We start from the raw sequence: 26,367 nt of genomic DNA on the forward strand, positions 1-26,367 counted from the left end.
ATGGGATCTCGACGTGATCGGTTTCGTTGGTTCGAAGGTAAGTCCCGGCGACGTCACAAGAGTCCTCGCCATCGTGTGCATCGGCTCCAGTTCGAGGAACTCGAGCGCGTTGTCCTGCTCTCGACTTTCATGGTGACCAACACCAGCGGATCGGGAACCGGATCGCTCGCCCAGGCCATCGCCGACGCCAACAATGCCGGCGGCGGAGAGATCGACTTCAATATCGGCAGCGGCGGCTTTCAAGTCATCGTTTCGCCCGGTTTCGAGATCACTGCGCCGATCTTCATCAATGGCGGCAGCCAACCCAATCCGACTTCCGCCTCTTCCCCACTCATCAAAATCCAAGGCCCCGCGGACGGGAGGGGGACGGGCTTTCGCCTCGGCGCGGGAGCCAGCGGTAGCATTTTGGCCGGGCTGTTCGTCACCGACTTTTACACCGGTATCGAAGTCAACTCTTCGGGCAATACGATCGGGGGAACCTCGGCCCAGGATCGCAACGTCCTCTCCGGTAACGCGTTCGGCGTCCGTCTCGCCGGTGCCGGCGCGTCGAGCAATGTGGTCGCGGGGAACTTCATCGGCACTGACGTCACTGGCACTGCCGCGTTACCGAACCTCTACTATGGCGTGTTCATTGCTAGCGGCGCCTCGGGGAACACGATCGGTGGGACGGCCGCCGGCGCCAGGAACGTGATCTCGGGCAACGGCAACTACGGCGTCACCATCCGGGATACCGGGTCGACGGGCAACGTGGTCGCGGGGAACTTCATCGGGACCGACGCCACGGGCACCGTTGCGTTACCGAACCTCTACTATGGCGTAGTCATTGATACCAGGGCTTCGGGGAACACGATCGGCGGGACGGCTAGCGGCGCCAGGAACGTGATCTCAGGCAACCGCGAGTACGGCATCATCATCCGGGATACCGGGACAACGAGGAATGCGGTCACGGGGAACTTCATCGGGACCGACGTCACGGGAAGCCGCCCGCTGGGCAACCCCTCCATAGGGGTCGTGATCTCGAGCGGTGCTTCGGGGAACACGATCGGTGGGACGACCGCGGCGGCCCGCAACGTGATCAACGGCGCCCGGTACGGTGTCGCGCTCCTTTACGGCGTCGGCAATGATAACAACGTCGTTCAAGGCAACTACATCGGCACCGACGTCTCGGGAGCCGTCGCCTTGGGCAACAGTTACGGCGTGCTGATCGGTGGGAACTCGAGCGGTAATCTCATCGGCGGAACCACTCCCGGATCAGGGAACGTGATCTCGGGCAACAGCACCAACGGCGTCATGATCACGGATGCCGGTACGACGGGCAACGTGGTCGCGGGGAACTTCATCGGGACCGACGCCACGGGCACCGTCGCGTTGCCGAACCTCTACTCTGGCGTATTCATTGGTGTCGGCGCCTCGGGGAACGTGATCGGCGGGACAACCACCGGTGCCAGGAACGTGATCTCGGGCAACCGCGAGCACGGCGTCTTCATCCGGGATACCGGTACGACGGGTAACGTGGTCGCGGGGAACTTCATCGGGACCGACGCTACCGGCGCCGTCGCGTTACCGAACTTCTACTATGGCGTTGTCATTGATAACAAGGCCTCGGGGAACACGGTCGGGGGTACGGCCAGCGGCGCCAGGAACGTGATCTCGGGAAACAACAACTACGGCGTCATCATTCGAAATATCGGTACGACGGGTAACGTGGTCGCGGGGAACTTCATCGGTACCGACGTCACGGGAAGCCGCCTGCTGGGCAACTCCTCCATAGGGGTCGTGATCTCGAGCGGTGCTTCGGGGAACACGATCGGGGGGACGACCGCGGCGGCCCGCAACGTGATCGACGGCGCCCAGTACGGCATTGCGCTTCTTTACGGCGTCGGCAATGATAACAACGTCGTTCAAGGCAACTACATCGGCACCGACGTCTCGGGGACCGTCGCCTTGGGCAACAGTTACGGCGTGCTGATCGGTGGGAACTCGAGCGGTAATCTCATCGGCGGAACCACTCCCGGATCAGGGAACGTGATCTCGGGCAACAGCAGCTACGGCATCATGATCTCGGATACCGGTACGACGGGTAACGTGATCGCGGGGAACTTCATTGGGACCAACAACTCAGGTCTTGGGGCCGTGGGCGAGACTCCTTACGGAGTGGTTGTTAGCAATGGGGCCTCGGGGAACACGATCGGGGGGACGACGGCCGGCGCTGGTAACATCATTGCAAATACCAAGTTCGCCGCAATTGTCATCGGTCTTGGCGTAAGCGACCCGGCGACTGGCAACCGCATCCTGGGTAATTCCATTTTCGGTGCAGGTGGCTTGGGGATTGACCTGGCCAACAACGGGGTCACGGCCAATACTCCGGGCGGCCCTCACTCGGGGCCGAACCGCCTTCAGAACAAACCGGTGCTGACGACTGCGGGGAGCACCTCGACCGCCACAGTCATCCAGGGGACACTCAACAGCACGCCGAACGCGACCTTTCGGATCGAGTTTTTCGCCAATCCCACCGCCGACCCGTCAGGTCACGGCCCAGGCCGAACGTACCTGGGATTCTGGAACGTAACCACCGACGGCAGTGGCAATGCGGCCTTCACGGCACGAGTCCCGCTTTCGAGCGGTTTCCTCAGCGCGACGGCGACCGACTCCGATGGCAACACGTCAGAATTCGCCCAGAATGTGAGCGTGGGGTTACTCCCGGGCCAGCCGGCTCTCACTTCGGCCACTGCGTTTTGGAACATGACGGTCGCGCTGTCATGGATCGATGTGGCGGGCGCGACCGGATACCGGATTGAGCGCTCGGCGAACGACAACGGCGTCTGGACCGTCGCCGGCACCGTCGGGGCGGGGGTGACAACCTTCACCGACACGGGCTTGCTCGGAGCGCCCCTCCATGCGTACCGAATCTTCGCCACCAACGCGGTCGGCGATTCGGACGTCAGCATTCCATGGAGAGTCGTCACAGCCAATCCGACCCCGCTTAACCTGACGGCCACAACTGCCTCCAACGACCGGATCAACCTCGCCTGGACAGATGTGTCAACGAATGAGCTTGGATTCACGATTGAGCGCTCGACCAACGGGATTGACTTCACTCAGATCGGCACGGTCTCCGCAAACGAGACAACCTACATCGCTTCCGGGCTGACCGTCGGGACCAATTTCCAGTTTCGGGTTCGGGCCTATAAGACCGGCGAAACGTCCGCCTATTCAAATATCGCAAATGCTTCGACAACCGCGACAATCCCGAATGCGCCTGTCAATCTCGTCGTGACCACGCTTTCTAGCAACCAACTCAATTTGTCGTGGCTTGATACCTCGGACAACGAGCAAGGCTACAAGATCGAACGCTCCACCGACGGCGTTAACTTCGTCCAAGTTGGGTCCGCATCGATGAATGCCACAACTTACGCGGATAGTAACCTCACGGCGGGGGTCGCCTATACCTATCGCGTCCGTGGCTATAACGCGGCCGGGGACTCGAGCTTTACTAACACCGCAACCGGAACCACTCTTCTTCTGAACCACCCGGCTAATCTGTCGGCGGCCATCATCTCGAGCAGTCGGATCGATTTGTCCTGGGGTGACTATTCAAATAACGAGACCGGATTCAAGGTTGAGCAGTCGCTCGACGGCGTCGACTTTACGGAGATCGGCACCGCAGCGGCGGGCCCGAACAGCTATGGTGCTACGGTCGGCTACCAGGCCACCGGTCTGGCCGCCGGCACCGTGTACGTCTTCCGGGTCCGGGCGACCAACGCCCAAGGCGATTCCACCTATTCCAACGTGATCGTGGCGCGGACCAGCACTGTCCCGGCGGCACCTACGGGCCTGAAGGCTACGGCTGGCGGCAACGCCCGAATCAATCTTGCCTGGATCGATAATTCGACGAATGAGCAAGGTTTCAAGATCGAGCAGTCGACTGATGGCGTTAACTATACGCAGATTGCGACGGTGGGAGCCAATCAGACCACCTATGCCGTGACAGATCTCACCCCGGGGACGACCTATTCCTTCCGAGTCCGCGCCTATAACGGTGACGACTCGCCCCCGACCAGCACCGTGAGTGCGACCACGACCACCGTCGTTCCCGAGGCCCCGTATGGCTTCAGTTCGGTCCCGGTTTCAAGCACCCAGATCAACCTGACCTGGGTTAGCGAGGCCAATGAGACTCAGGGGTTCGCCGTTGAGCGGTCGACCGACGGAGTCAACTTCACCCAGATCGCTACGGTTCAGTTTTTTACGCGGACTTACCAGGCCACCGGGCTGGCGGCGGAGACGACCTACACTTTCCGGATCCGCGCCTACAACGCGACGGGCAACTACTCCCTTGCCTCCGAGACTACGACGGCGACGACTCCCGCAACGCTGCCAGCCGCCCCGACCGGCTTGACGGCCACGGCGATCTCCAACCGCCAGGTTGATCTGACCTGGACCGGCAACGCCATCAACGCGCAGTACTACGCGATCGAGCGGTCGACTGATGGCATCACCTTCAGTCCGATCGATTCCGTGGGGGCCAACCAGACGACGTACCGGGCCCCCAACCTGACCCCGGCGACGACTTATTACTTCCGGGTCCGCGCCACCAATTTCGCGGGCTACTCCGGCTACACGGCCCCGGCCACGGCCATCACGCTCTCGGTCAGCGATCCGACCGCCTTGAGGCTGAACTCGACGTCCCCAACCCAGGTCACGCTGAGCTGGTCGTCGAATACCACAGGCGAACTTGGGACCAAGATCGAGCGGTCAACCGACGGGGTGAACTTCACCCTGGTCGGCACGGTCAGCAGCCCGGGTGCGACGAGCTACTCGGATAGCACCGTCGCCGCCGGCACGACGTACTCCTATCGCGTTTGGACTTACACCTCGACCATAAGCTCGGGCTACTCAAACACTGAGACTGTGATAACGCTGGCGGTCATGCCCCCCGCCAGCCTCTCAGGAACCGTGGTCTCAAGCAGCCGAATCGACCTGGCCTGGATCGATTATTCGACCAACGAGACCGGGTTCAAGGTCGAGCGCTCGACTGACGGGGTCAACTTCACCGAGGTCGGGATTGCCCCGGCAAGCCCTGGCTCCGGCTATGCGGTCAGCTACCAGGCCACCGGACTTGCCGCCGGCACGATCTACTTCTTCCGGGTCCGGGCGTATAACGCGCTGGGGAACTCGACCTACTCGAATGTCCTGACCCAACGGGCCGGTACGCCCCCTGCGGCGCCCACGAACTTGACGGCGACTCCAAGCAGCGAGACACGGATCAACCTGGCCTGGACCGATCTTTCGACGAATGAGCAAGGTTTCAAGATCGAGCGGTCGACCGATGGCGTCAATTTCACGCAGATTGCGACGGTGGGAGCCAATCAGACCGCGTATCCGGTGACCACCGGGCTCACGCCTGGCACGACCTATTCCTTCCGGGTCCGCGCCTACAACGGCGACGACTCGGCCTACTCGAATACCATCAGTTCCACCACCTTCGCGACAACCCTTCCCACGGCTCCGACCGCCCCCGCGAACCTGACGGTTACGGCGAACTCCAGCTCTCAGCTCGCCCTGACGTGGCTCGACACCTCGGACAATGAGCAGGGCTTCAAGATCGAGCGGTCGACCGATGGGGTGAACTTCACTCAGGTGAACACGCTCTCCGCCAATGCCACGAGCTATGTGGACAGCAGCAACCTGACCCCCGGAACCACTTACTACTACAGGGTCCGGGCCTACAACGCCGGGGGGGATTCGAACTACTCGGGTACGGTGAGCCGGGCCACGCTCCTGCTGAACGCCCCAGCCTCGCTCACCGCAAGCGTGGTCTCAAGCAGCCGAATCGACCTGGCCTGGATCGATTATTCGACCAACGAGACCGGGTTCAAGGTCGAGCGCTCGACTGACGGGGTCAACTTCACCGAGGTTGGGATTGCCCCGGCAAGCTCTGGCTCCGGCTACGCGGTTGGCTACCAGGCCACCGGGCTCGCCGCCGGCACGATCTACTTCTTCCGGGTCCGGGCGTATAACGCTCTGGGAGACTCCGCCTACTCCAACGTCATCACGGCGAGGACCAGTACTGTCCCAACAGCCCCCACGAATCTGACGGCCACCGCTGGCGGCAACGACCGGATCAACCTGGCCTGGACCGATCTTTCGACGAATGAGCAAGGTTTCAAGATCGAGCGGTCGACCGATGGCGTCAATTTCACGCAGATTGCGACGGTGGGAGCCAACCAGACCGCGTATACGGTGGTGACCGGGCTCACGCCTGGCACGACCTATTCCTTCCGGGTCCGTGCCTACAACGGCGACGACTCGGCCTACTCGAATACCGCCACTGCCGCCACCGCCACCATCGTCCCCGCGGCGCCCATCAACCCCACCGCCACGGCCGTCTCCAACATCCAGATTAACCTGACCTGGATCGACAATTCCGACAACAAGATTGGCTACAAGGTCGAACGGTCCACTGACGGCGTCAATTTCACCGAGATCGCCACGGTGGCTTCGACCTGGTCCAGTCCGGTCACTTACCAGGCGATCGGGCTTGTGCCAGCCACGAATTACACCTTCCGAATTCGTGCCTACAACGCGGCGGGCAACTCGGCGGCCTCGAGCACCGTCAGCGCGACGACCGCCGGCTATCCCGTGATGCCGACCGGATTGACGGCAACCGCGACTTTGGGAACGACGATCCAAGTTTCGTGGCAGGACGTGGGGAATGAGACCGGGTACAAGCTCGAGCGGTCGCCCAACGGCTCAAGCAATTGGACCCTGATCGTCGAACTCGGAGCAGACGTCACCTCATATACCAACAGCGGTCTCACCGAGTACACGACCTACTACTACCGAGTCCTCGCCTCGAACGCCGCAGGCAATTCCCCCTACAGCAGCTTCGTCTCCGCCACTACCCCGCTGGCGGCTCCCGATAATGTCGTGGTGACGGTCGTCTCGGGCGGTCAGATCAATCTGACCTGGACCGACCGCTCTTCCTTGGAAACGAACTACCTCATTGAGCAGTCGCTCAATGGCACGACCGGCTGGACGCAGGTCGTCTCGCTGGCGGCAAACACCACGAGCTTCACAGCGACCGGCCCCTTCGTCGGATCAACCAGTTATTACTATCGGATTCGCGCCTACAGCTATTTTATCGGCTACTCGGCGTACTCCGAAGTGGTGTCGGTGACGACGCCCGCGTTCCCGAACGCGCCGACGGGCGTGACGGCGACGGCGTCAACGTTGGTTGATGGGACGATCACCCTGGCCTGGACCGATGTCGCCAATGAGACCGGCTACCGGATCGAACGGAGCGGCGACGGATTGACCGGCTGGACGCCGGTGGGCACCGTGCCGGCTGATTCCACCAGCTTTCCCAACGTCGGTCTCGCGGAATACACGCGGTACTACTACCGGATCGTCGCCACCAATTCCGCCGGGGACTCCGCCCCCAGCGCCCCGGTAAGCTCGCTCACTCCCCTGGCAATGCCTGGGAGCGTGGCAGCAGCCGTTGTTTCGGGGGAACGGATCGACCTGTCCTGGACTGACCGCTCCTCGTTGGAAACGAGCTACCTCATCGAGCAGTCACTCAACGGCACGACCGGTTGGTCGCAAGTCGGCACAGCGGCAGCCAACGCCGTTAGTTTCGCCGCGTCCGGGCCGTTCGGCGGTTCGACCACCTATTTCTTCCGCGTCCGAGCCTATTCGAATCTCTTGAATAGCTACTCGCCTTACTCGGCGGTGAAGTCGGCGACCACGCCGGCGTTCCCAACCCGACCCAATAGCCTGACGGCAACGGCGACGGCCGAGGGGACGATCGCTCTGGCCTGGGCCGATGCGACTGGCGAGACCGGCTATCGGATCGAGCGGAGCCTCAACGGCACCAGTGGCTGGACGCAGGTGGGTACGGCGGCGGCTAACGCCACCAGTTACACCGACTCGGGCCTACCGGAAAATACCCTCTACTCCTACCGGGTGATCGCCACCAACGCCGCCGGCGACTCCGCCTCCAGTGCTTCGGCCAATACCGTATCGCTTCTGGCCACGCCCGGCAGCGTCACGGCGACGGTCATCTCAAGCACCCGGATCGACCTGACCTGGACCGACCGCTCGTCGGCCGAATCGAGTTACCAGATCGAGCAGTCGTTGGACGGGGTAACCGGCTGGTCGTCGGTGGGTACAGCGTCGGCCAATGCCACCAGCTTCTCCCTCACCGGGTCGTTCGATGGATCGACGGCCTATCATTTCCGGATCCGAGCTTCCCGTCTGGGCGAGGCGCCAACCTATCTCGCCAACACTTCGGGTTACTCTGCAACCGCGTCGGGCACCACGCCCGCGTTTCCGAACGCGCCGTTGAGCGTGACGGCGACGGCGACGGCCGAGGGAACGATTACCCTGGTCTGGGGCGACACGACCAATGAGACCGGTTACCGGATCGAGCGGAGCGTCAACGGGAGCACGGGCTGGACGCAGGTGGGCACGGCGGCGGCCAACGCGACCCGTTTCAATGACGCGGGCCTTCCCGAGAATACGCGATACTACTACCGTGTCATCGCCGCCAACGCGGCGGGCGACTCCGCTCCCAGCGCCGCGGCCAACGCCCTCACACTCCTGGCGGCTCCCGGCAGCGTCGTGGCGACGTTCGTCTCGAGCACCCGGATCGACCTGACCTGGATCGACCGCTCGTCGGCCGAATCGAGCTACCAGATCGAGCAGTCGTTGGACGGGGTAACCGGCTGGTCGTTCGTGGATACGGCGTCGGCCAATGCCACCAGCTTCTCCGTCCCCGGGCCGTTTGACGAATCGACGACCTATTACTTCCGGGTCCGGGCCTATAGCTACTCGGCGGGCTACTCGGCCTCTCCCGATGCTGCATCTGTGACGACGCCCGCGTTCCCCTCCCAACCGACGAATGTGAGAGCGACGGCAACGGCCGAGGGAACGATTACCCTGAACTGGGCCAGCACACCCAATGGGAACGGCTACCGGATCGAACGGAGCGTCAACGGGAGCACGGGCTGGACGCCGGTGGGTACGGCGTCGGCCAATGCCACTAGTTACGTGAACACGGGCCTTCCCGAGAACACGTTGTACTACTACCGCGTCATCGCCACCAACGCGGCGGGTAACTCCGCCCCCAGCGACAGGGTCAATGCGATGACGCCCCTGGCCATGCCTGGCAGCGTCGTGGCGACGGTGGTCTCGGGCGGCCAGATCAACCTGACCTGGATCGATCGCTCGTCGGCCGAGGCCGGCTACATCATCGAGCAGTCGCTCAATGAGACAACCGGTTGGTCGCAGGTGGGGGTGCTGGCGGCCAATGCCACCAGCTTCTCGGCCCCCGGGCCGTTCGACGGCTCGACGACCTATTATTTCCGGATCCGTGCTTATGACTACTGGGTTAGCTACTCGGCCTCTCCCCCTTCCGTGGTTGTGACGACGCCCGCGTTCCCGTCCCGCCCGGCCAGTATGACGGCGACGGCATCTGCCGAGGGAACGATCACCCTGAGCTGGGCTGCGACCCTCAATGTGACCGGCTACCGGATCGAACGGAGCCTTAACGGAAGCACGGGCTGGACGCAGGTGGGCACGGTGGCTGCCAACGTCACCAGTTACAACGATGCGGGTCTGCCCGAGAACACGCGGTACTACTACCGAGTGACCGCCACCAACGCGGCGGGTGACTCCGCGCCCGGCACCGTAGCCAGCGCCATCACCTATCTTGCGACCCCCGGCAGCGTCGTGGCGACGGTGGTCTCGGGCGGTCAGATCGACCTGACCTGGATCGATCGCTCCTCGGCCGAATCGAGCTACTACATCGAGCAGTCGCTCAATGAGACAACGGGTTGGTTGCAGGTGGGTACGGCGTCGGCCAATGCCACCAGCTTCTCTGTCCCAGGGCCGTTCGACGGGTCAACGACTTATTATTTCCGGATCCGTGCCTACAGCAACGTGACCGGCAACTCCGCATCCTTCACAGCGGTGACGGTGACGACGCCTGCGTTCCCGTCCCGGCCGGCCAGTGTGACGGCAACGGCATCTGCCGAGGGAACGATCACCCTGGGTTGGACTGCGACCCCTAATGTGACCGGCTACCGGATCGAACGGAGCCTCAACGGAAGCACGGGCTGGACGCAGGTGGGTACGGCGTCGGCCAGCGCCACCAGTTACAACGATGCGGGCCTTCCCGAGTACACGTCGTACTCCTACCGCGTCATCGCCACCAACGTGGTGGGCAACTCCGCCCCCAGCGCCACGGTCAATGCGACGACGCTTCTGGCGACTCCCGACCGTGTCACGGCGACATTCGTCTCGAACACTCGGATCGACCTGACCTGGATTGACCGCTCGTCGGCCGAATCGAGCTACCAGATCGAGCAGTCGTTGGATGGGGTAACGGGCTGGTCGTCGGTCGGTACGGCGTCAGCCAATGCCACCAGCTTCTCCGTCCCCGGGCCGTTCAATGGCTCGACGACCTACCACTTCCGTGTCCGTGCTTATAGCTACTGGGCTGGCTCCTCGGCCGCTCCCACTCCCGCGACTGTGACGACGCCTGCGTTCCCGTCCCGACCAGCCAGTGTGACGGCAACGGCATCGGCCGAGGGAACGATCACCCTGGGTTGGACTGCGACCCCCAATGTGACCGGCTACCGGATCGAACGGAGCGTCAACGGGAGCACGGGCTGGACGCCGGTGGGTACGGCGTCGGCCAACGCCACCAGTTACAACGACGTGGGCCTTCCCGAATACACGTCGTACTCCTACCGCGTCATCGCCACCAACGCGGCGGGGGACTCCGTCCCCAGCGCCACGGTCAATGCGACGACGCTTCTGGCGGCTCCCAGCAGCGTCACGGCGACGTTCGTCTCGAGCACTCGGATCGACCTGACCTGGATCGACCGCTCCTCGGCCGAATCGGGCTACCAGATCGAGCAGTCATCGGACGGGAGCACGGGCTGGACGCCGGTGGGTACGGCAGCGGCCAATGCCACCAATTTCGCGGTCTCCGGGGCGTTCAACGGCTCGACGACCTACCACTTCCGCATCCGCGCCTCTAACGGGTCCAGCTTTTCGGGATATTCGACATCAGCTTCGGTAGTCACACCCGCGGTGCCGTCCCGCCCGTTGAACTTGACGGCGACGGCAACAGCGGAGGGGGCGATCACCCTCGTCTGGGGTGATGTGGCCGGCGTGATCGCCTACCGCATTGAGCGCAGTACCAACGGGTCCAGCGACTGGGCACAGGCGGGCACGGCGGCGGCCAACGCCACCAGCTTCACGGATACGGGATTGCCGGAGTACACGCGGTACTATTATCGGGCGATCGCCACCAACGCCGCTGGCGATTCCGCCCCCAGTGTTGTGGTCAATCTGTACACGCGACTCAATACCCCGGATGGCCTGACGGCGACGGCCATTTCGAGGAGTCGAATCGACATTACCTGGTTCGACCGCTCCTCGGCCGAATCAAGTTACTTGATCGAACAGTCGTTGGACGGGGTGACCGGTTGGTCGCAGGTGGGTACGGCGTCGGCTAACGCCACCAGCTTCGCGGCGCCCGGTCCGTTCCTGGGGGCAACCACCTATTACTTCCGGGTCAGAGCCTCCGGTTCCCTCGGTTTTTCGGGGTATTCGACGCCGATATCGATGACCACACCAGCGTTTCCGAATACACCGGCGGGTGTGACGGCGACGGCCACCGAGGGGACGATCACCCTGGCCTGGACCGATGTCGCCAATGTGACCGGTTACCGGATCGAACGCAGCGCCACCAGCACTGGTGGGTGGGCGCCGCTCGGCACGACCGTGGCGGGTGTGACGAGCTACACCGATACGGAACGCTCGGAAAACCTCCGATTTTACTACCGTGTGGTGGCGATCAACGCCGCCGGTATCTCCTTCCCCAGCACCACGGTCAACGCGATGGTGCCGTTGGCGACCCCCGGCAGTTTCACGGCGACCGTTGTATCGGGGGGTCAGATCAACCTGTCCTGGACCGACCGCTCTTCGGCCGAGACCGGCTACATCATCGAGCAGTCGTTGACCGGCGTGACCGGCTGGACGCAGGTAGGTACGACGGGGGCCAACGCCACGAGTTTCTCGGCGTCTGGCCCGTTCCTGGGGGCAACGACCTATTACTTCCGGGTCCGGGCTTACAACTCCTCCACGGCCAACTCCTCGGTCAACTCGTCGGTTTTCCCCCTGACGACCCCCGCGTTCCCGTCCCAACCGACGAGTGTGAGAGCGACGGCAACGGCCGAGGGAACGATTACCCTGGTCTGGGATGATACGACCAATGAGACCGGTTACCGGATCGAACGGAGCGTCAACGGGAGCACGGGCTGGACGCAGGTGGGCACGGCGGCGGCCAACGTCACCAGTTACGTGAACACGGGTCTCCCCAAGAGCACGCGGTACTACTACCGGGTGATTGCCACCAACGCGGCGGGGGACTCCGCCCCCAGCGCCACGGCCAATGCGGTGACGCCCCCGGCGACTCCCGGCAGCGTTGTGGCGACGTTCGTCTCGAGCACCCGGATCGACCTCACCTGGACCGATCACTCTTCGGCCGAATCGAGCTACCAGATCGAGCAGTCGTTGGATGGTGTGACCGACTGGCGGCCGGTGGGCTCGGCGTCGGCCAATGCCACCAGCTTCTCTGTCCCCGGTCCATTTGACGGATCAACCACCTATTACTTCCGGATCCAAGCTTACACCATCTGGGGGAGCTCGATTCCAACGTTGGTTCCGGCGTCGGTGACGACGCCGGCATTCCCGTCCCGACCGACGGGCGTGACGGCGACGGCATCGGCCGAGGGAACGATCACCCTGGGTTGGACTGCGACCCCCAATGTGACCGGCTACCGGATCGAACGGAGCCTCAACGGAAGCACGGGCTGGACGCAGGTGGGTACGGCGTCGGCCAGCGCCACCAGCTACAACGATGCGGGTCTGCCCGAGAATACGCGGTACTCCTACCGAGTGACCGCCACCAACGCGGCGGGTGACTCCGCCCCCAGCACTGTCGCCAGCGCCATCACCTATCTTGCGACCCCCGGCAGCGTTGTGGCGACGGTGGTTTCGGGGGGTCAGATCAACCTGACCTGGATCGATCGTTCGTCGGCCGAGACCGGCTACTACATCGAGCAGTCGCTCAATGAGACAACCGGTTGGTCGCAGGTGGGTACGGCGTCGGCCAATGCCACCAGCTTCTCCGTCCCCGGGCCGTTCGACGGCTCAACGACTTATTATTTCCGGATCCGTGCCTACAGCAACGTGACCGGCAACTCCGCATCCTTCACGGCGGTGACGGTGACGATGCCTGCGTTCCCGTCCCGGCCGGCCAGCGTGATGGCGACGGCGTCTGCCGAGGGAACGATCACCCTGGGTTGGACTGCGACCCCCAATGTGACCGGCTACCGGATCGAACGGAGCCTCAACGGAAGCACGGGCTGGACGCCGGTGGGTACGGCGTCGGCCAACGCCACCAGCTACAACGATGCGGGTCTGCCCGAGAATACGCGGTACTCCTACCGAGTGACCGCCACCAACGCGGCGGGTGACTCCGCCCCCAGCACTGTCGCCAGCGCCATCACCTATCTTGCGACCCCCGGCAGCGTTGTGGCGACGGTGGTTTCGGGGGGCCAGATCGATCTGACCTGGATCGATCGCTCCTCGGCCGAATCGAGCTACATCATCGAGCAGTCGTTGGACGGTGTAACCGGATGGTCGTCGGTGGGTACAGCGTCGGCCAATGCCACCAGCTTCTCGGCCCCCGGGCCCTTCGACGGCTCGACGACTTATTATTTCCGGATCCGTGCCTACAGCAACGTGACCGGCAACTCCGCATCCTTCACAGCGGTGACGGTGACGACGCCTGCGTTCCCGTCCCGGCCGGCCAGCGTGACGGCGACGGCGTCCGCCGAGGGAACGATCACCCTGAGGTGGGCCGCGACCCTCAATGTGACCGGCTACCGGATCGAACGGAGCGTCAACGGGAGCACGGGCTGGACGCTGGTGGATACGGTGGCGGCCAACGCCATCAGCTACAACGACGTGGGCCTTCCCGAGAATACGCGGTACTACTACCGGGTGATTGCCACCAACGCCGCCGGCGAATCCGCCCCCAGTGCCTCGGCCAATACCGTATCGCTTCTGGCCACGCCCGGCAGCGTCACGGCGACGGTCATCTCGAGCACTCGGATCGACCTGACCTGGATCGATCGTTCGTCGGCCGAGACCGGCTACTACATCGAGCAGTCGCTCAATGAGACAACCGGTTGGTCGCAGGTGGGTACGGCAGCGGCCAATGCCACCAGTTTCGCGGTCCCCGGTCCATTTGACGGCTCAACCACCTATTACTTCCGGATCCGAGCTTACTCCGTTTCGGTTTACTCGGTTCCGACGTCGGTGACGACGCCTGCGTTCCCGTCCCGCCCGTTGGGCGTGACGGCGACGGCGTCTGCCGAAGGAACGATCACCCTGGGTTGGACTGCGACCCCCAATGTGACCGGCTACCGGATCGAACGGAGCCTCAACGGAAGCACGGGCTGGACGCCGGTGGGTACGGCGTCGGCCAACGCCACCAGCTACAACGATGCGGGTCTGCCCGAGAACACGCGGTACTACTACCGGGTGACCGCCACCAACGTGGTGGGCGACTCCGCCTCCAGCACTGCGGCTTACGCCACTACACTTCTTGCGGCTCCCGTCAACGTCGTGGCGGCGTTCGTCTCGAGCACCCAGATCAATCTGACCTGGATCGACCGCTCGTCGGCCGAATCGAGCTACCAGATCGAGCAGTCGATGGACGGTGTGGGTGGATGGTCGTCGGTGGGTTCGGCGTCGGCCAATGCCACCAGTTTCGCGGTCCCCGGTCCGTTTGACGGATCAACCACCTATTACTTCAGGATCCGAGCTTACTCCGTCTCGCTTTACTCGGTCCCGACCTCCGTGACGACGCCCGCGTTCCCATCCCGCCCGACCGGTGTGACAGCGACCGCCGCCGAGGGGACGATCACCCTGGCCTGGACCGATGTCGCCAATGTGACCGGTTACCGGATCGAACGCAGCGCCACCAGCACTGGTGGGTGGGCGCCGCTCGGCACGACCGTGGCGGGTGTGACGAGCTACACCGATACGGAACGCTCGGAAAACCTCCGATTTTACTACCGTGTGGTGGCGATCAACGCCGCCGGTATCTCCATCCCCAGCGACACGGTCAATGCGATGGTGCCGCTTGCGACCCCCGGCAGTTTCACGGCGACCGTTGTATCGGGGGGTCAGATCAACCTGTCCTGGACCGACCGCTCTTCGGCCGAGACCGGCTACATCATCGAGCAGTCGTTGGACGGCGTGACCGGCTGGACGCAGACCGGGACGACGGGGGCCAACGCCACGAGTTTCTCGGCGTCTGGCCCGTTCCTGGGGGCAACGACCTATTACTTCCGGGTCCGGGCTTACAACTTCTCCCCGGTCAACTCCTCGGTCAACTCGTCGGTTTTCCCTCTGACGACCCCCGCGTTCCCCTCCCAACCGACGAGTGTGAGAGCGACGGCAACGGTCGAGGGAACGATTACCCTGGTCTGGGACGACACGACCAATGAGACCGGTTACCGGATCGAACGGAGCGTCAACGGGAGCACGGGCTGGACGCAGGTGGGCACGGCGTCGGCCAACGCCACCAGCTACAACGATGCGGGTCTTCCTGAGAATACGCGGTACTACTACCGCGTCATCGCTGCTAACGCGGCGGGCGACTCCGCTCCCAGCAGCGCAGTCAACGCCCTCACACTCCTTGCGACTCCCGGCAGTTTCACGGCGACGTTTGTCTCGGGTACCCAGATCGACCTGACCTGGACCGACCGCTCGTCGGTGGAATCGAGCTATATCATCGAGCAGTCGTTGGATGGTGTGACGGGATGGTCGTCGGTGGGTACAGCGTCGGCCAATGCCACCAACTTCTCCCTCCCCGGGCCGTTTAATGGCTCGACGACCTACCACTTCCGTGTCCGTGCCTATAACAACAACCCGGCTGTCTACTCGGCCTCTCCCACTCCCGCGTTTGTGACGACGCCTGCGTTCCCGTCCCGACCTACCAGCCTGATTGTGACAATCCCGGCGGATGGAACGATCACCCTGACCTGGGCCGCCGCAAATGCGACTGGCTACCGGATTGAACGCAGCGGCGATGGTATCAGCGGCTGGACGCAGGTCGGCACGGTAGCGGCCAACGTCACGAGCTACAACGAAGCGGGGCTGCCGGAGAGCACGCGGTACTCTTACCGAGTGATCGCCACGAACGCGATGGGTGCCTCCGCATCCAGCCCCGTGATCAACGCCGTGATACCGCCCGCGGCCCCTGGCAGCGTCACGGCGACGGTCGTCTCGGGCGGTCAGGTCAATCTGACCTGGACCGACCGCTCGGTGGCGGAATCGAGCTACGTGATCGAGCAGTCGCTCAATGGCACGACCTGGACCTCAATCGGCTCGACGGCGGCCAACGCCACAAGCTTCTCGGCGTCTGGACCGTTCGTCGGCTCAACCACCTATTATTTCCGTGTCCGGGCCTATAGCAACACGACCGGCTACTCGGTATCGCCTACCCCCGTGTTGGTGACGACCCCGGGGTTCCCGTCCCGGCTGAACCTCCCGACCGCAACGGCATCGGCCGAGGGAACGATCACTCTGACCTGGGCCGATGCAGCCAATGAGACTGGCTATCGGATCGAACGGAGCCTCAACGGAAGCACGGGCTGGACGCAGATCGGCACGACCGGGGCTGGCGTAACCATCTACAACGACACGGGCCTCCCCGAGAATACGCGGTACTACTACCGGGTGACCGCCACCAACGCGGCGGGCGACTCCGCCCCCAGCACCGCGGCTAACGCCATTACACTCCTTGCGACTCCTGGCAGCGTCGTGGCGACGGTGGTCTCGGGCGGCCAGATCGACCTGACCTGGACAGACCGTTCCTCGGCCGAATCGGGCTACCAGATCGAGCAGTCGTTGGACGGAGTGACGGGTTGGTCGCTGGTGGGTACGGCAGCGGCCAATGCCACCAGCTTCTCCCTCCCTGGGCCATTTGCCGGATCAACAGTCTATTACTTCAGGGTCCGAGCTAACTATCTCTCCGCGTACTCTAGCCCGACGCCGGTGACCACGTCGGCTTTCCCCACCCGGCCGACCGGGGTGACAACGGCGACAACCGAGGGAACGATCACTCTAACTTGGGCCGTCACCTCCAATGGGGACAGCTATCGGATCGAACGGAGCCTTAACGATACCACTGGCTGGACCTCGATTGGCACGACACCGGCTGGTACCACGAGTTATACCGACTCCAGCCTGCCGGAAAGCACGCGGTACTCTTACCGAGTGATCGCCACCAACGCCGCCGGGGACTCCGCCCCCAGCGCCTCGGTCAACGCGATCACGCGGCCCAAGGCCCCCAATAACTTGGCTCTGACGGTGGTCTCAGGTAGCCGGATCGACCTGACCTGGACCGCTCGCTCCTCGTCCGAAGTGTTTTACTACGTCGAACAGTCGCTGGATGGAGCCACGGGCTGGACGCAAATCGGTACGACGGCGATCGCCGCTACTAACTTCCTGGCGTCTGGACCATTCGATGGCTCGACCACTTATTATTTCCGGGTTCGCGCCTACAGCTACTTCGCCAACTACTCGGCGTATTCCGCGTCGATGTCGGCGACGACTCCGGCGTTCCCGTCCCGACCGGCTGGTGCGACCGCCACGGCGTCCGATGGGAAGATCACTCTGACCTGGTCCGACGTCGCCAACGTGACCGGCTACCGGATCGAACGGAGCGGTGACGGCACCACCGGCTGGACCCAGGTCGGCATCGTACCGGCCAACTCCACGAGTTACATCAACTCGGGCTTGCCGGAGAACACGCGGTACTACTACCGAATCTTTGCCACCAACGCCATTGCCGCTTCGGCCCCCAGTGTCACGATCAACGCGATCGTGCCGCTGGCGACCCCCGACGGCCTCACAGCGGTGTTTGTTTCGGGCGGTCGGATCGACTTGGCCTGGACCGACCGTTCCTCAGTGGAATCAGGTTACCAGATCGAGCAGTCGCTCAATGGCACGACCGGCTGGACCTCGATCGGCACGGCGGCGGCCAACGCCACGAGCTTCTCGGCCCCGGGACCGTTCCTCAGCGCGACCACCTATTTCTTCCGTGTGCGGGCCTCCAACTCCTCTGGCACTTCGGCGTACACGGCCCCGGCTTCAGCGACCACGTCGGCGATACCGTCCCGCCCGTTGAGCGTGACGGCCACGGTCACTGCGGACGGGACGATCAGCCTGGCCTGGGCCGCCGCGACCGACGAGGTCAGCTATCGCATTGAACGCAGCACCAATTCCACCACCGGCTGGACGACTGTGGGCGTCACTGCGGCCGCCGCCACGAGCTATCCCAACACCGGCTTGTCGGAGAATACGTCCTACTACTACCGGGTGGTCGCTACCAACGCCGCCGGCGAGTCCGCTCCCAGTGCCGTGGTCAACGCACTCACGCGGCCCAATACTCCGGACGGCCTGACCGCAGTGGGTGTCTCGAGCCGTCGGATCGACCTCACCTGGATCGACCGCTCCTCCGCCGAATCGGGTTATGTGCTCGAGCAGTCGCTCAACGGCACGACCGGCTGGACCTCGATCGGCTCGACCGTGGCCAACATCACCAGTTTCTTGGCTCCTGGGCCGTTTAACGGCTCAACCACCTATTTCTTCCGCGTTCGAGCCTCCAACTCCACGATGTACTCGACATCGGCATCGGTGACGACCCCGGCGTTCCCGAATGCACCGACGGATGTGACGGCGACTGCGGCCGAGGGTACGATCACCCTGGCCTGGGCCGATGTCGCCAATGTGACCGGTTACCGCATCGAACGCAGCACCAGTCCCACCAGCGGGTGGGCACTGCTCGGGACGACCGGGTCCGGGATTACCAGCTATGCCGACACGGAACGTTCGGAGAATCTTCGGTTTTACTACCGTGTGGTGGCCATCAACGCGGTCGGAGAATCCGCCCCCAGCACCTCGGTCAATGCCGTTACGCTATTGGTGGCCCCCGGTAGTGTCGCGGCAGCGTTTGTCTCGGGTGGCCAAATCAACCTCACCTGGACCGACCGCTCTTCTGCCGAATTGAGCTACTTGATCGAGCAATCGCCGGATGGTGTGACCGGTTGGGTCCAGGTTGGGACCGCGGCCGCCAATGCCACCAGCTTCGCAGCGCCGGGACCGTTTCTCGGAGCGACCGCCTACTCCTTCCGCGTCCGTGCCTATAGCAACTCGCTTGGGGCCAATTACTCGGCTTATTCCACGGCCTCGTCTTTGACGACGCCCGCGTTCCCGTCCCGCCCAACGGGCCTAACGGCCACAGCGTCGGCGTTGGCTGAAGGGTCGATCGATTTGGTATGGATTGATGCGTCTGGCGAGACCAGCTACCGGATCGAACGGAGCATGAACGGAACCAGTGGCTGGACCCAGGTCGGCACAGCGGTGGCGGATGCCACCGGTTGGACTGACTCGGGCCTCCCCGAGAACACGCGGTACTACTACCGGGTGATCGCCACCAACGCAGCGGGCGACTCCGCCCCCAGCGTCCCGGCCAACGGGCTGACCAAGCTCGCGACCCCTTTGAACCTGACCGTCACCTTCGTCGCCGGCAACCGGATCGACCTCACCTGGACCGACCGCTCGTCGGTCGAGTCCGGCTACTACATCGAGCAGTCATTGGACGGCGCGACCGGATGGATCCAGGTGGGGGCGGTGGCCGCCAACTCCACGAGTTTCTCTGCCGTCGGGCCTTTCCTCGGCACGTCCGCCTATCACTTCCGGGTCCGGGCTTACGCTACATCCACAGCCAATTACTCGGCTTATTCCATGGCCTCGTCTTTGACGACGCCCGCGTTCCCGTCCCGCCCGACGGGCGTGACGGCGACGGCGTCGGCCGAGGGGACGATCAACTTAACCTGGATTGATGCGTCTGACGGAACCGGCTACCGGATCGAACGGAGCCTCAACAGCACGGCCGGCTGGACCCAGGTCGGCACGGCGGCGGCGGACGCCACCGGCTGGACCGACTCGAACCTCATTGAGAACACGCGGTACTACTATCGCGTCATCGCCGTCAACGCGGACGGCGACTCCGCCCCCAGCATCACAGCCAACGGGCTGACCAAGCTCGCTGCTCCCGTGAGCCTGACCATCGCCTTCGTCTTCGGCAACCGGATCGACCTCACCTGGATCGACCGCTCGTCGGATGAGTCCGGCTACTACATCGAGCAGTCGCTGGACGGCGAGACCGAGTGGACTCAGGTCGGCACGGCCGCCGCGAATGCGACCAGTTACTCAGCGTCGGGGCCTTTCGACGCCCTGACTGCCTACCACTTCCGGGTTCGCGCCTACAGCTCGGCCAGCTACCCGAACTACGCCAGCAACGAATCGGCCTACTCAAATTCGGTAACCCTGACAACCCCGGCGTTCCCGGACGTGCCGACAGGCCTGGTCGCCTCGCTGGCATCGGCATCGTCGATTGCGATCGCCTGGTCGGACGTGGCCAATGCCGACGGGTATCGAGTCGAGCGGAGCCTCAACGGCACCAGCGGCTGGACCCAGGTCGGCACGACCGCCGCAGGCGTGACCCGCTTCATCAATCCGGGCTTGTCGGTGAACGTGCGGTACTATTACCGGATCATCGCTGCCAACGCGGCCGGCGACTCCGCCCCGAGCGTTGTGGTTTCCCTCCTCGTCAGGAACCTGCTCGCGTACGACGACGCCTACTCCATCGGCCACGACCGGACTCTGACCCGGACCGCCGCCAGCGGGGTCCTGGCCAATGACGTCGACGCCAACGGCGCTCCCTTGACCGCCATCCTCGTCGACGGGGTCAGCCACGGCACCTTGACCCTCAACCCCAACGGCTCATTCACCTACATACCCGCGCCCGGATACTCCGGCACGGACAGCTTCACCTACCGAGCAAACAACGGATCGATCGACAGCGCCGTCGCCGTTGTGACCATTCAGGTCACCCAGAGTGCTCCGGTGGCGGTCGACGACGTGTACACCGTGGCGCACGGCCGTACCTTGGTGGTGACGACCAGGGGCGTGCTCTATAACGACACGGATGCCGACGACGATCCGCTCTTCGCCACTCTGATCACCGACGTTGAGCATGGCACCCTGACGCTCAACCCCGACGGCACCTTCACTTATCTCCCCAACGCTGGATTCACCGGTACGGACAGTTTTATCTATCAGGTTTCCGACGGTCTCGATGTCGGCAACCAGGCGAAAGTCACGATCCGGGTCACCCAGACCGCGCCTGTCGCCGTGGACGACGTGTACAGGGTCGGTCACGACCGGACCTTGACGGTCACGACCGGTGGCGTGCTGTTCAACGACAGAGACGCCGAGAACGACCCGCTGACCGCCATCCTCGTCACCAATGTTCAGCACGGGACCCTGGTCCTCAACGCCAACGGCACCTTCACCTACACGCCCAACGCGGGCTACTCCGGCATCGATCGTTTCACCTACCAGGCCAGCGACGGCCTCCTGACCAGTAATACGGCCACTGTCACGATCACGGTCAGCGATACCGCCCCGGTGGCGCGGAACGACGCGTACAGCGTCCGCCACGACCGGACCTTGACGGTCACTTCCGGTGGCGTGCTGTTCAACGACACCGATGCCGAGGACGACCCGCTGACCGCCATCCTCGTCACGGGCGTCCAGCATGGCACCTTGACGCTCAACGCCAACGGCACCTTCACCTACACGCCCAACGCGGGCTACTCCGGCATCGATCGCTTCACCTACCAGGCCAGTAGTGGAACGCTGCTCAGCAACATCGCGACGGTGACGATCACGATCTCTCAGACAGCGCCTGTGGCGGTGATCGATACGTACTATGCCCGATCCGGCCAGACCCTAACGGTGACGACCGGTGGAGTTCTGAGCAATGATACCGACGCCGAGAACGACCCGCTGACCGCCATCCTCGTCACCAGTGTTCAGCACGGGACCCTGGTCCTCAACGCCAACGGCACCTTCACCTACACGCCCAACGCGGGCTACACCGGCATCGATCGCTTCACCTATCAGGCCAGCGACGGCCTCCTGACCAGTAATACGGCCACTGTCACCATCGTGGTGGTCAATCAGGCGATCGTGGCGACCGATGACGCCTATGACGCCATCGCCGGGTTTACCCTGACGACGACGGCCGGTAACAACGTCTTGGCCAACGACGTATCGATCGATGGTCGTTTCTTCACCGCCGTGCTTGTGACGAACGTGCAACACGGGACGCTGACGCTCAGACCCGACGGGACGTTCGACTACGTTCCGGATGCGGGGTACACTGGCACCGACCGCTTCACCTACCAGGCCGACAACGGGTCTGAGTTGAGCAACATCGCCACGGTGACGATCACGGTCACCCGCCAGGCACCGGTGGCTCGCGATGACAGCTACTCCCTCAACAAGGGGCAGTCGATCTCCGTCACTGCTTCGCAAGGGGTTCTGGTCAACGACTACGGCGTGTACGGTGCCACGCTGACCGTGGTGCTGATCTCGAACGTACAGCGCGGCACGCTGACCTTGCAGCCGAACGGGTCCTTTACCTACGTGCCCGCCGCCAACTACTCCGGCACCGACCGCTTCACCTATCAGGTTACGGATGGCCACTCGAACAGCAGCACCGCCACCGTAACCCTCTACGTGCTCCCCTCCGCTCCGACTCCGACCAGCGGTACGCCGGGGTACACGGCTTCAGGTCCGGGCCTGACTCCGTCCGCTGCGGCGAACCTCAACACGATCGCGCCAGGCTCACCCATCCAAGGGGCCGGCTTCGGAGGTCTGAACTCGATCAAAGCGGACGCGTTCACTGCGGGTTTCCACGGAGCTGAGGGAATCAACGCCAATACGTCGGGGTCGGGCGGCCTGACTTGGGCGGCCGGTGACCCCAGCTATGATCCGGCGACCGATACCCTCCAACTGTCTGCAGGCGCCACGATCTATCGGTATGGCTACTACGGGTATGGCCTTGGGGGCTACTACGGGTATGGCCTTGGGGGCTACTACGGGTACGGCCTCGGGGGCTACTACGGGTACGGCCTCGGGGGCTACCCCGGGTATGGCCTTGGGGGCTACTACGGAGGAATATATGGCGGTTATGTTGGGTTGGTGGGATATTATGGATATTATGGATATTATGGATATCTGGGTTATGCAGAGTCTGGCACTTCTAGCGACACAGGATCGAATGACACGACGACCTGGTCGCACACTTATTCGGTGAGTTCGAGCAGTAGTGCAGGAGGATACTCTTACTCGGCAAGCTACGAAGCCACGGAAACGATCGCTTATACGGTGGGCGCGAACAGCTATTCCACCAACCGGACATGGTCATGGGAACGAGCGAGTTCAGGGGACTGGCAAGGGAATTCGAGTTTCAGCGAATCGAGCCAGTTCTCGACCAACACGGTCAACACCTCCAGCTTGAGCAGCGGTCCGAACAGCAACGACTCTGTCAATGCCTCGACGAGGACAGGCACTTACGAGGCCTCGGGCCAAGTCAGTCCCGAAAGCAGTTCATGGTCGTCTTCGAGCAGCGAGAGCGTCACCAGTTCCTCCACTCAGGCTCTTACGCAAACCACCAGTACGGCGAACCAGTCGACGACCACGAGTAGTCACACAAACGCCGCCTCCGAATACAGCATCGCGGCAGAGTCGAGCTACAGCTATACCAAGGAAGCCGGCGCGAGCTTGAGCTTAAGCCTCAGACACTCCGACAGCGGTACAACGGAGTCCCGTACCGAGACCCAGACCAGCCTCACTTACCAGACGGCGACCGGTCGTGGCTCGGAGCTCATCAACTCGGCAACCAATGCGTCGTCCCAGTTCAGTAGCAGTTCCTCCAGTAGCAGCACCTCGACTCCCACAGGCTTCACCGGCACCGGTGAGCGGTCGGGCTCCAACAGCGGATCCAGTGGTGCGGTCAACACGATCCGTGGTCAGTACACATTCAGCACCTCGTCGGGCAACCCCGGCTCCGGCAATGGAAGCACCACCGACGGCGTGGTGGAGTACCTCCGGGCCAACAGCTCAACCTTCAACTACACCAACGCGAACTCGGGCTCGAGCGAGGCCACCAGCGCGGGGGTCAGCAGCACCGGCACCGCCAGCCACACCGATAGCGGCGAGCGCTCGGCCACGTTCGCACTGCTGGGCAACGACACGTTCACCGGTGTGTCAACCGACCCACAAAGCGGTGAGGTCTCCAACAGCACCGGCTCCGAGAACTTCTTCCAGAACTCCGGGTCGTCCGACAAGTTCACCAACACCGCCTCCGGAACGGTCACCTACGACGGCCGAGGAAAGAGCACACTCTCCAAGAAATCCAAGCAAAATACGGATGGCACCACGAGTGCGGCATTCGGGGTCTCGGGGGCGATCGACACCACTCGGGTGGTAACTGATCCGGCAGCTGGGTCGATCGACTCCACGAAGGCGACGGAACAGTATTCTCGCGGAGCCAGTTCGGAACAGTCTTTCGAAGACCGGATCACGCGGAATACCGAAGACGGTGTCTCGAGCACCACCACTCACCACCTCGACAGCGGTACGGACGCCACCGATTCGGTCAATCAAATCGAAGAGAGAACCCGTTGGTTGGTGATCGATCCGCAAACCGGTGACGTTAGTCGGGCGACCTACGTCCAAAACAACCTGTACCAGAGTTCGGCGACGGATGAGTTTACCAACCGGAAGACTGACACCAGCATCACGTCCGGCGGTCAGACGAACCGCTCCACGAATTCCACCCACACCGAAAGCGGGATCAAGACCAGCTCGTACGATGAGCAGGGTAACGCATCGTTCTCCTGGAGGCCCTCCGATGGCCTGAGCGAATCTTCCGGCTCCTCCACCTCGTCATCGTACGAGAGCACTTCCGACGAATATGATCAAGAAGCCACCGAGACGGTGACGGTAACTGGCAGTGTTACGGTCCGGGAGAGCTATGAAATCGCAAGTGGCTCGAACTCCGAAACTTCCTCCAGACATGATACCGATTTCACCTTGGGGTCGTCGGCCGACGGCGCGACTTATTCCAAAACGAAAGCCGACACTACCGAGTGGAATTCGCACGGGGAGTATCGTGACGAATCGACCGCGACGGAGACCTTGAGCGGTTCCGTCACGACTTCGACTCGAAGCATCAACAGCAGCGAAAGCGGTTCAGACTCCGAATCTTACTCAACCCAGAACTCGAACTGGAGTTCGCAGCCGCTGGGGGGGGGAGGGAGGGCTCTTGCTTCCAACAGCGAGTCTATCCAAGAGACCTTCAGCAGTCAGTACAGCAAAGAACTCGCCACGACCGAATCGAAGGCTGCTGGGGTCGCAAGTTCGACCACAAGCGTCGCTTACAGCGGCTCGGACTCCGGCACCATCGTCAGTCAAGGCACCCAGTCGGCCTCAGGAGAAATGAACGGAGGGACAAACTCCACCTTCAAGAGTTTCAGTGACCGAGAGAGTTCCAGCAATCAGTACTCCAATGAGTCGGTCACTTCCCAGACCAATATGGGCGGCGTGATCTCCGCAAGCCGCGCTCTGACGAGTATCAACAACGGTATGGAAAGCTGGAGCCACCACGAACAAGGTAGCAACTCGCTCGTCTATCCTTGGTACGAGTTCACCCTCGACAACACCACCAATGAGAGCTCGGTCAAACAGTTCAGCGGCCGGATCGACTCGTCCTTGACCGACCAGGCCGGTTTGACCAACGGTACGACCTCGACGAGAACATCGGAAACGGAGACGAACTCCTCAAACATCAGCCAGTCGGGTGGATTTTGGCAGCAAGCGGCAGCCGACAACGGTATGGCGGAGAGTATTGGAACGTTTGCCATCGTCGAGAACTCGGGTAGGACTCGGACTCTCGTTGATCTGGATGTCAGTAATGAGGCGGCCGGTGTGGTCAACCGGAACCGGTCTCAAACGCTCCATGAGACGGGCTTTAATTCGCTAAGCCAGTCGGACCAAGGAGCGAATACTTACAGCGGCATCTCCCATGCGGATGAGACCTACAAGGGAAGCGGTAGCTTTAGCGAAACCAGCAGCCAGGCAGGCAGCTTTACCTTCCATGAGACCTCAAATCTGAGTTTCGACGCCTCGGGAAACCCCAGCGGCACCGTCCAGTCGACGCTGGACGAGACGGCCACGTGGAGCGGCGGCCGTGATCACACGGAAAGCTTGGGAATCGAAGGGGTTGCTGTCGATTCCGTCATTGTGAGTGTAGATGGCTCCGGGACGCAGGTCGGTCACCAGATCCGGTCGATGGTG

At 63.0% G+C, this 26,367-nt stretch carries 1 protein-coding gene (only partly in view); it reads left to right on the forward strand.

What is annotated here, in order from left to right:
• A protein-coding gene (locus SINAC_RS40150; RefSeq protein ID WP_015248046.1) for a fibronectin type III domain-containing protein crosses the window boundary here: on the forward strand, nucleotides 1-26,367 show its 5' portion. The gene runs 1,518 nt beyond the window's last position; 26,367 of the gene's 27,885 nt are visible here — the first part of the coding sequence; its start codon is at nucleotides 1-3; its stop codon lies beyond the right edge, outside the window.

The sequence above is a fragment of the Singulisphaera acidiphila DSM 18658 genome (assembly GCF_000242455.2).
Classification (GTDB): Bacteria; Planctomycetota; Planctomycetia; order Isosphaerales; family Isosphaeraceae; genus Singulisphaera; species Singulisphaera acidiphila.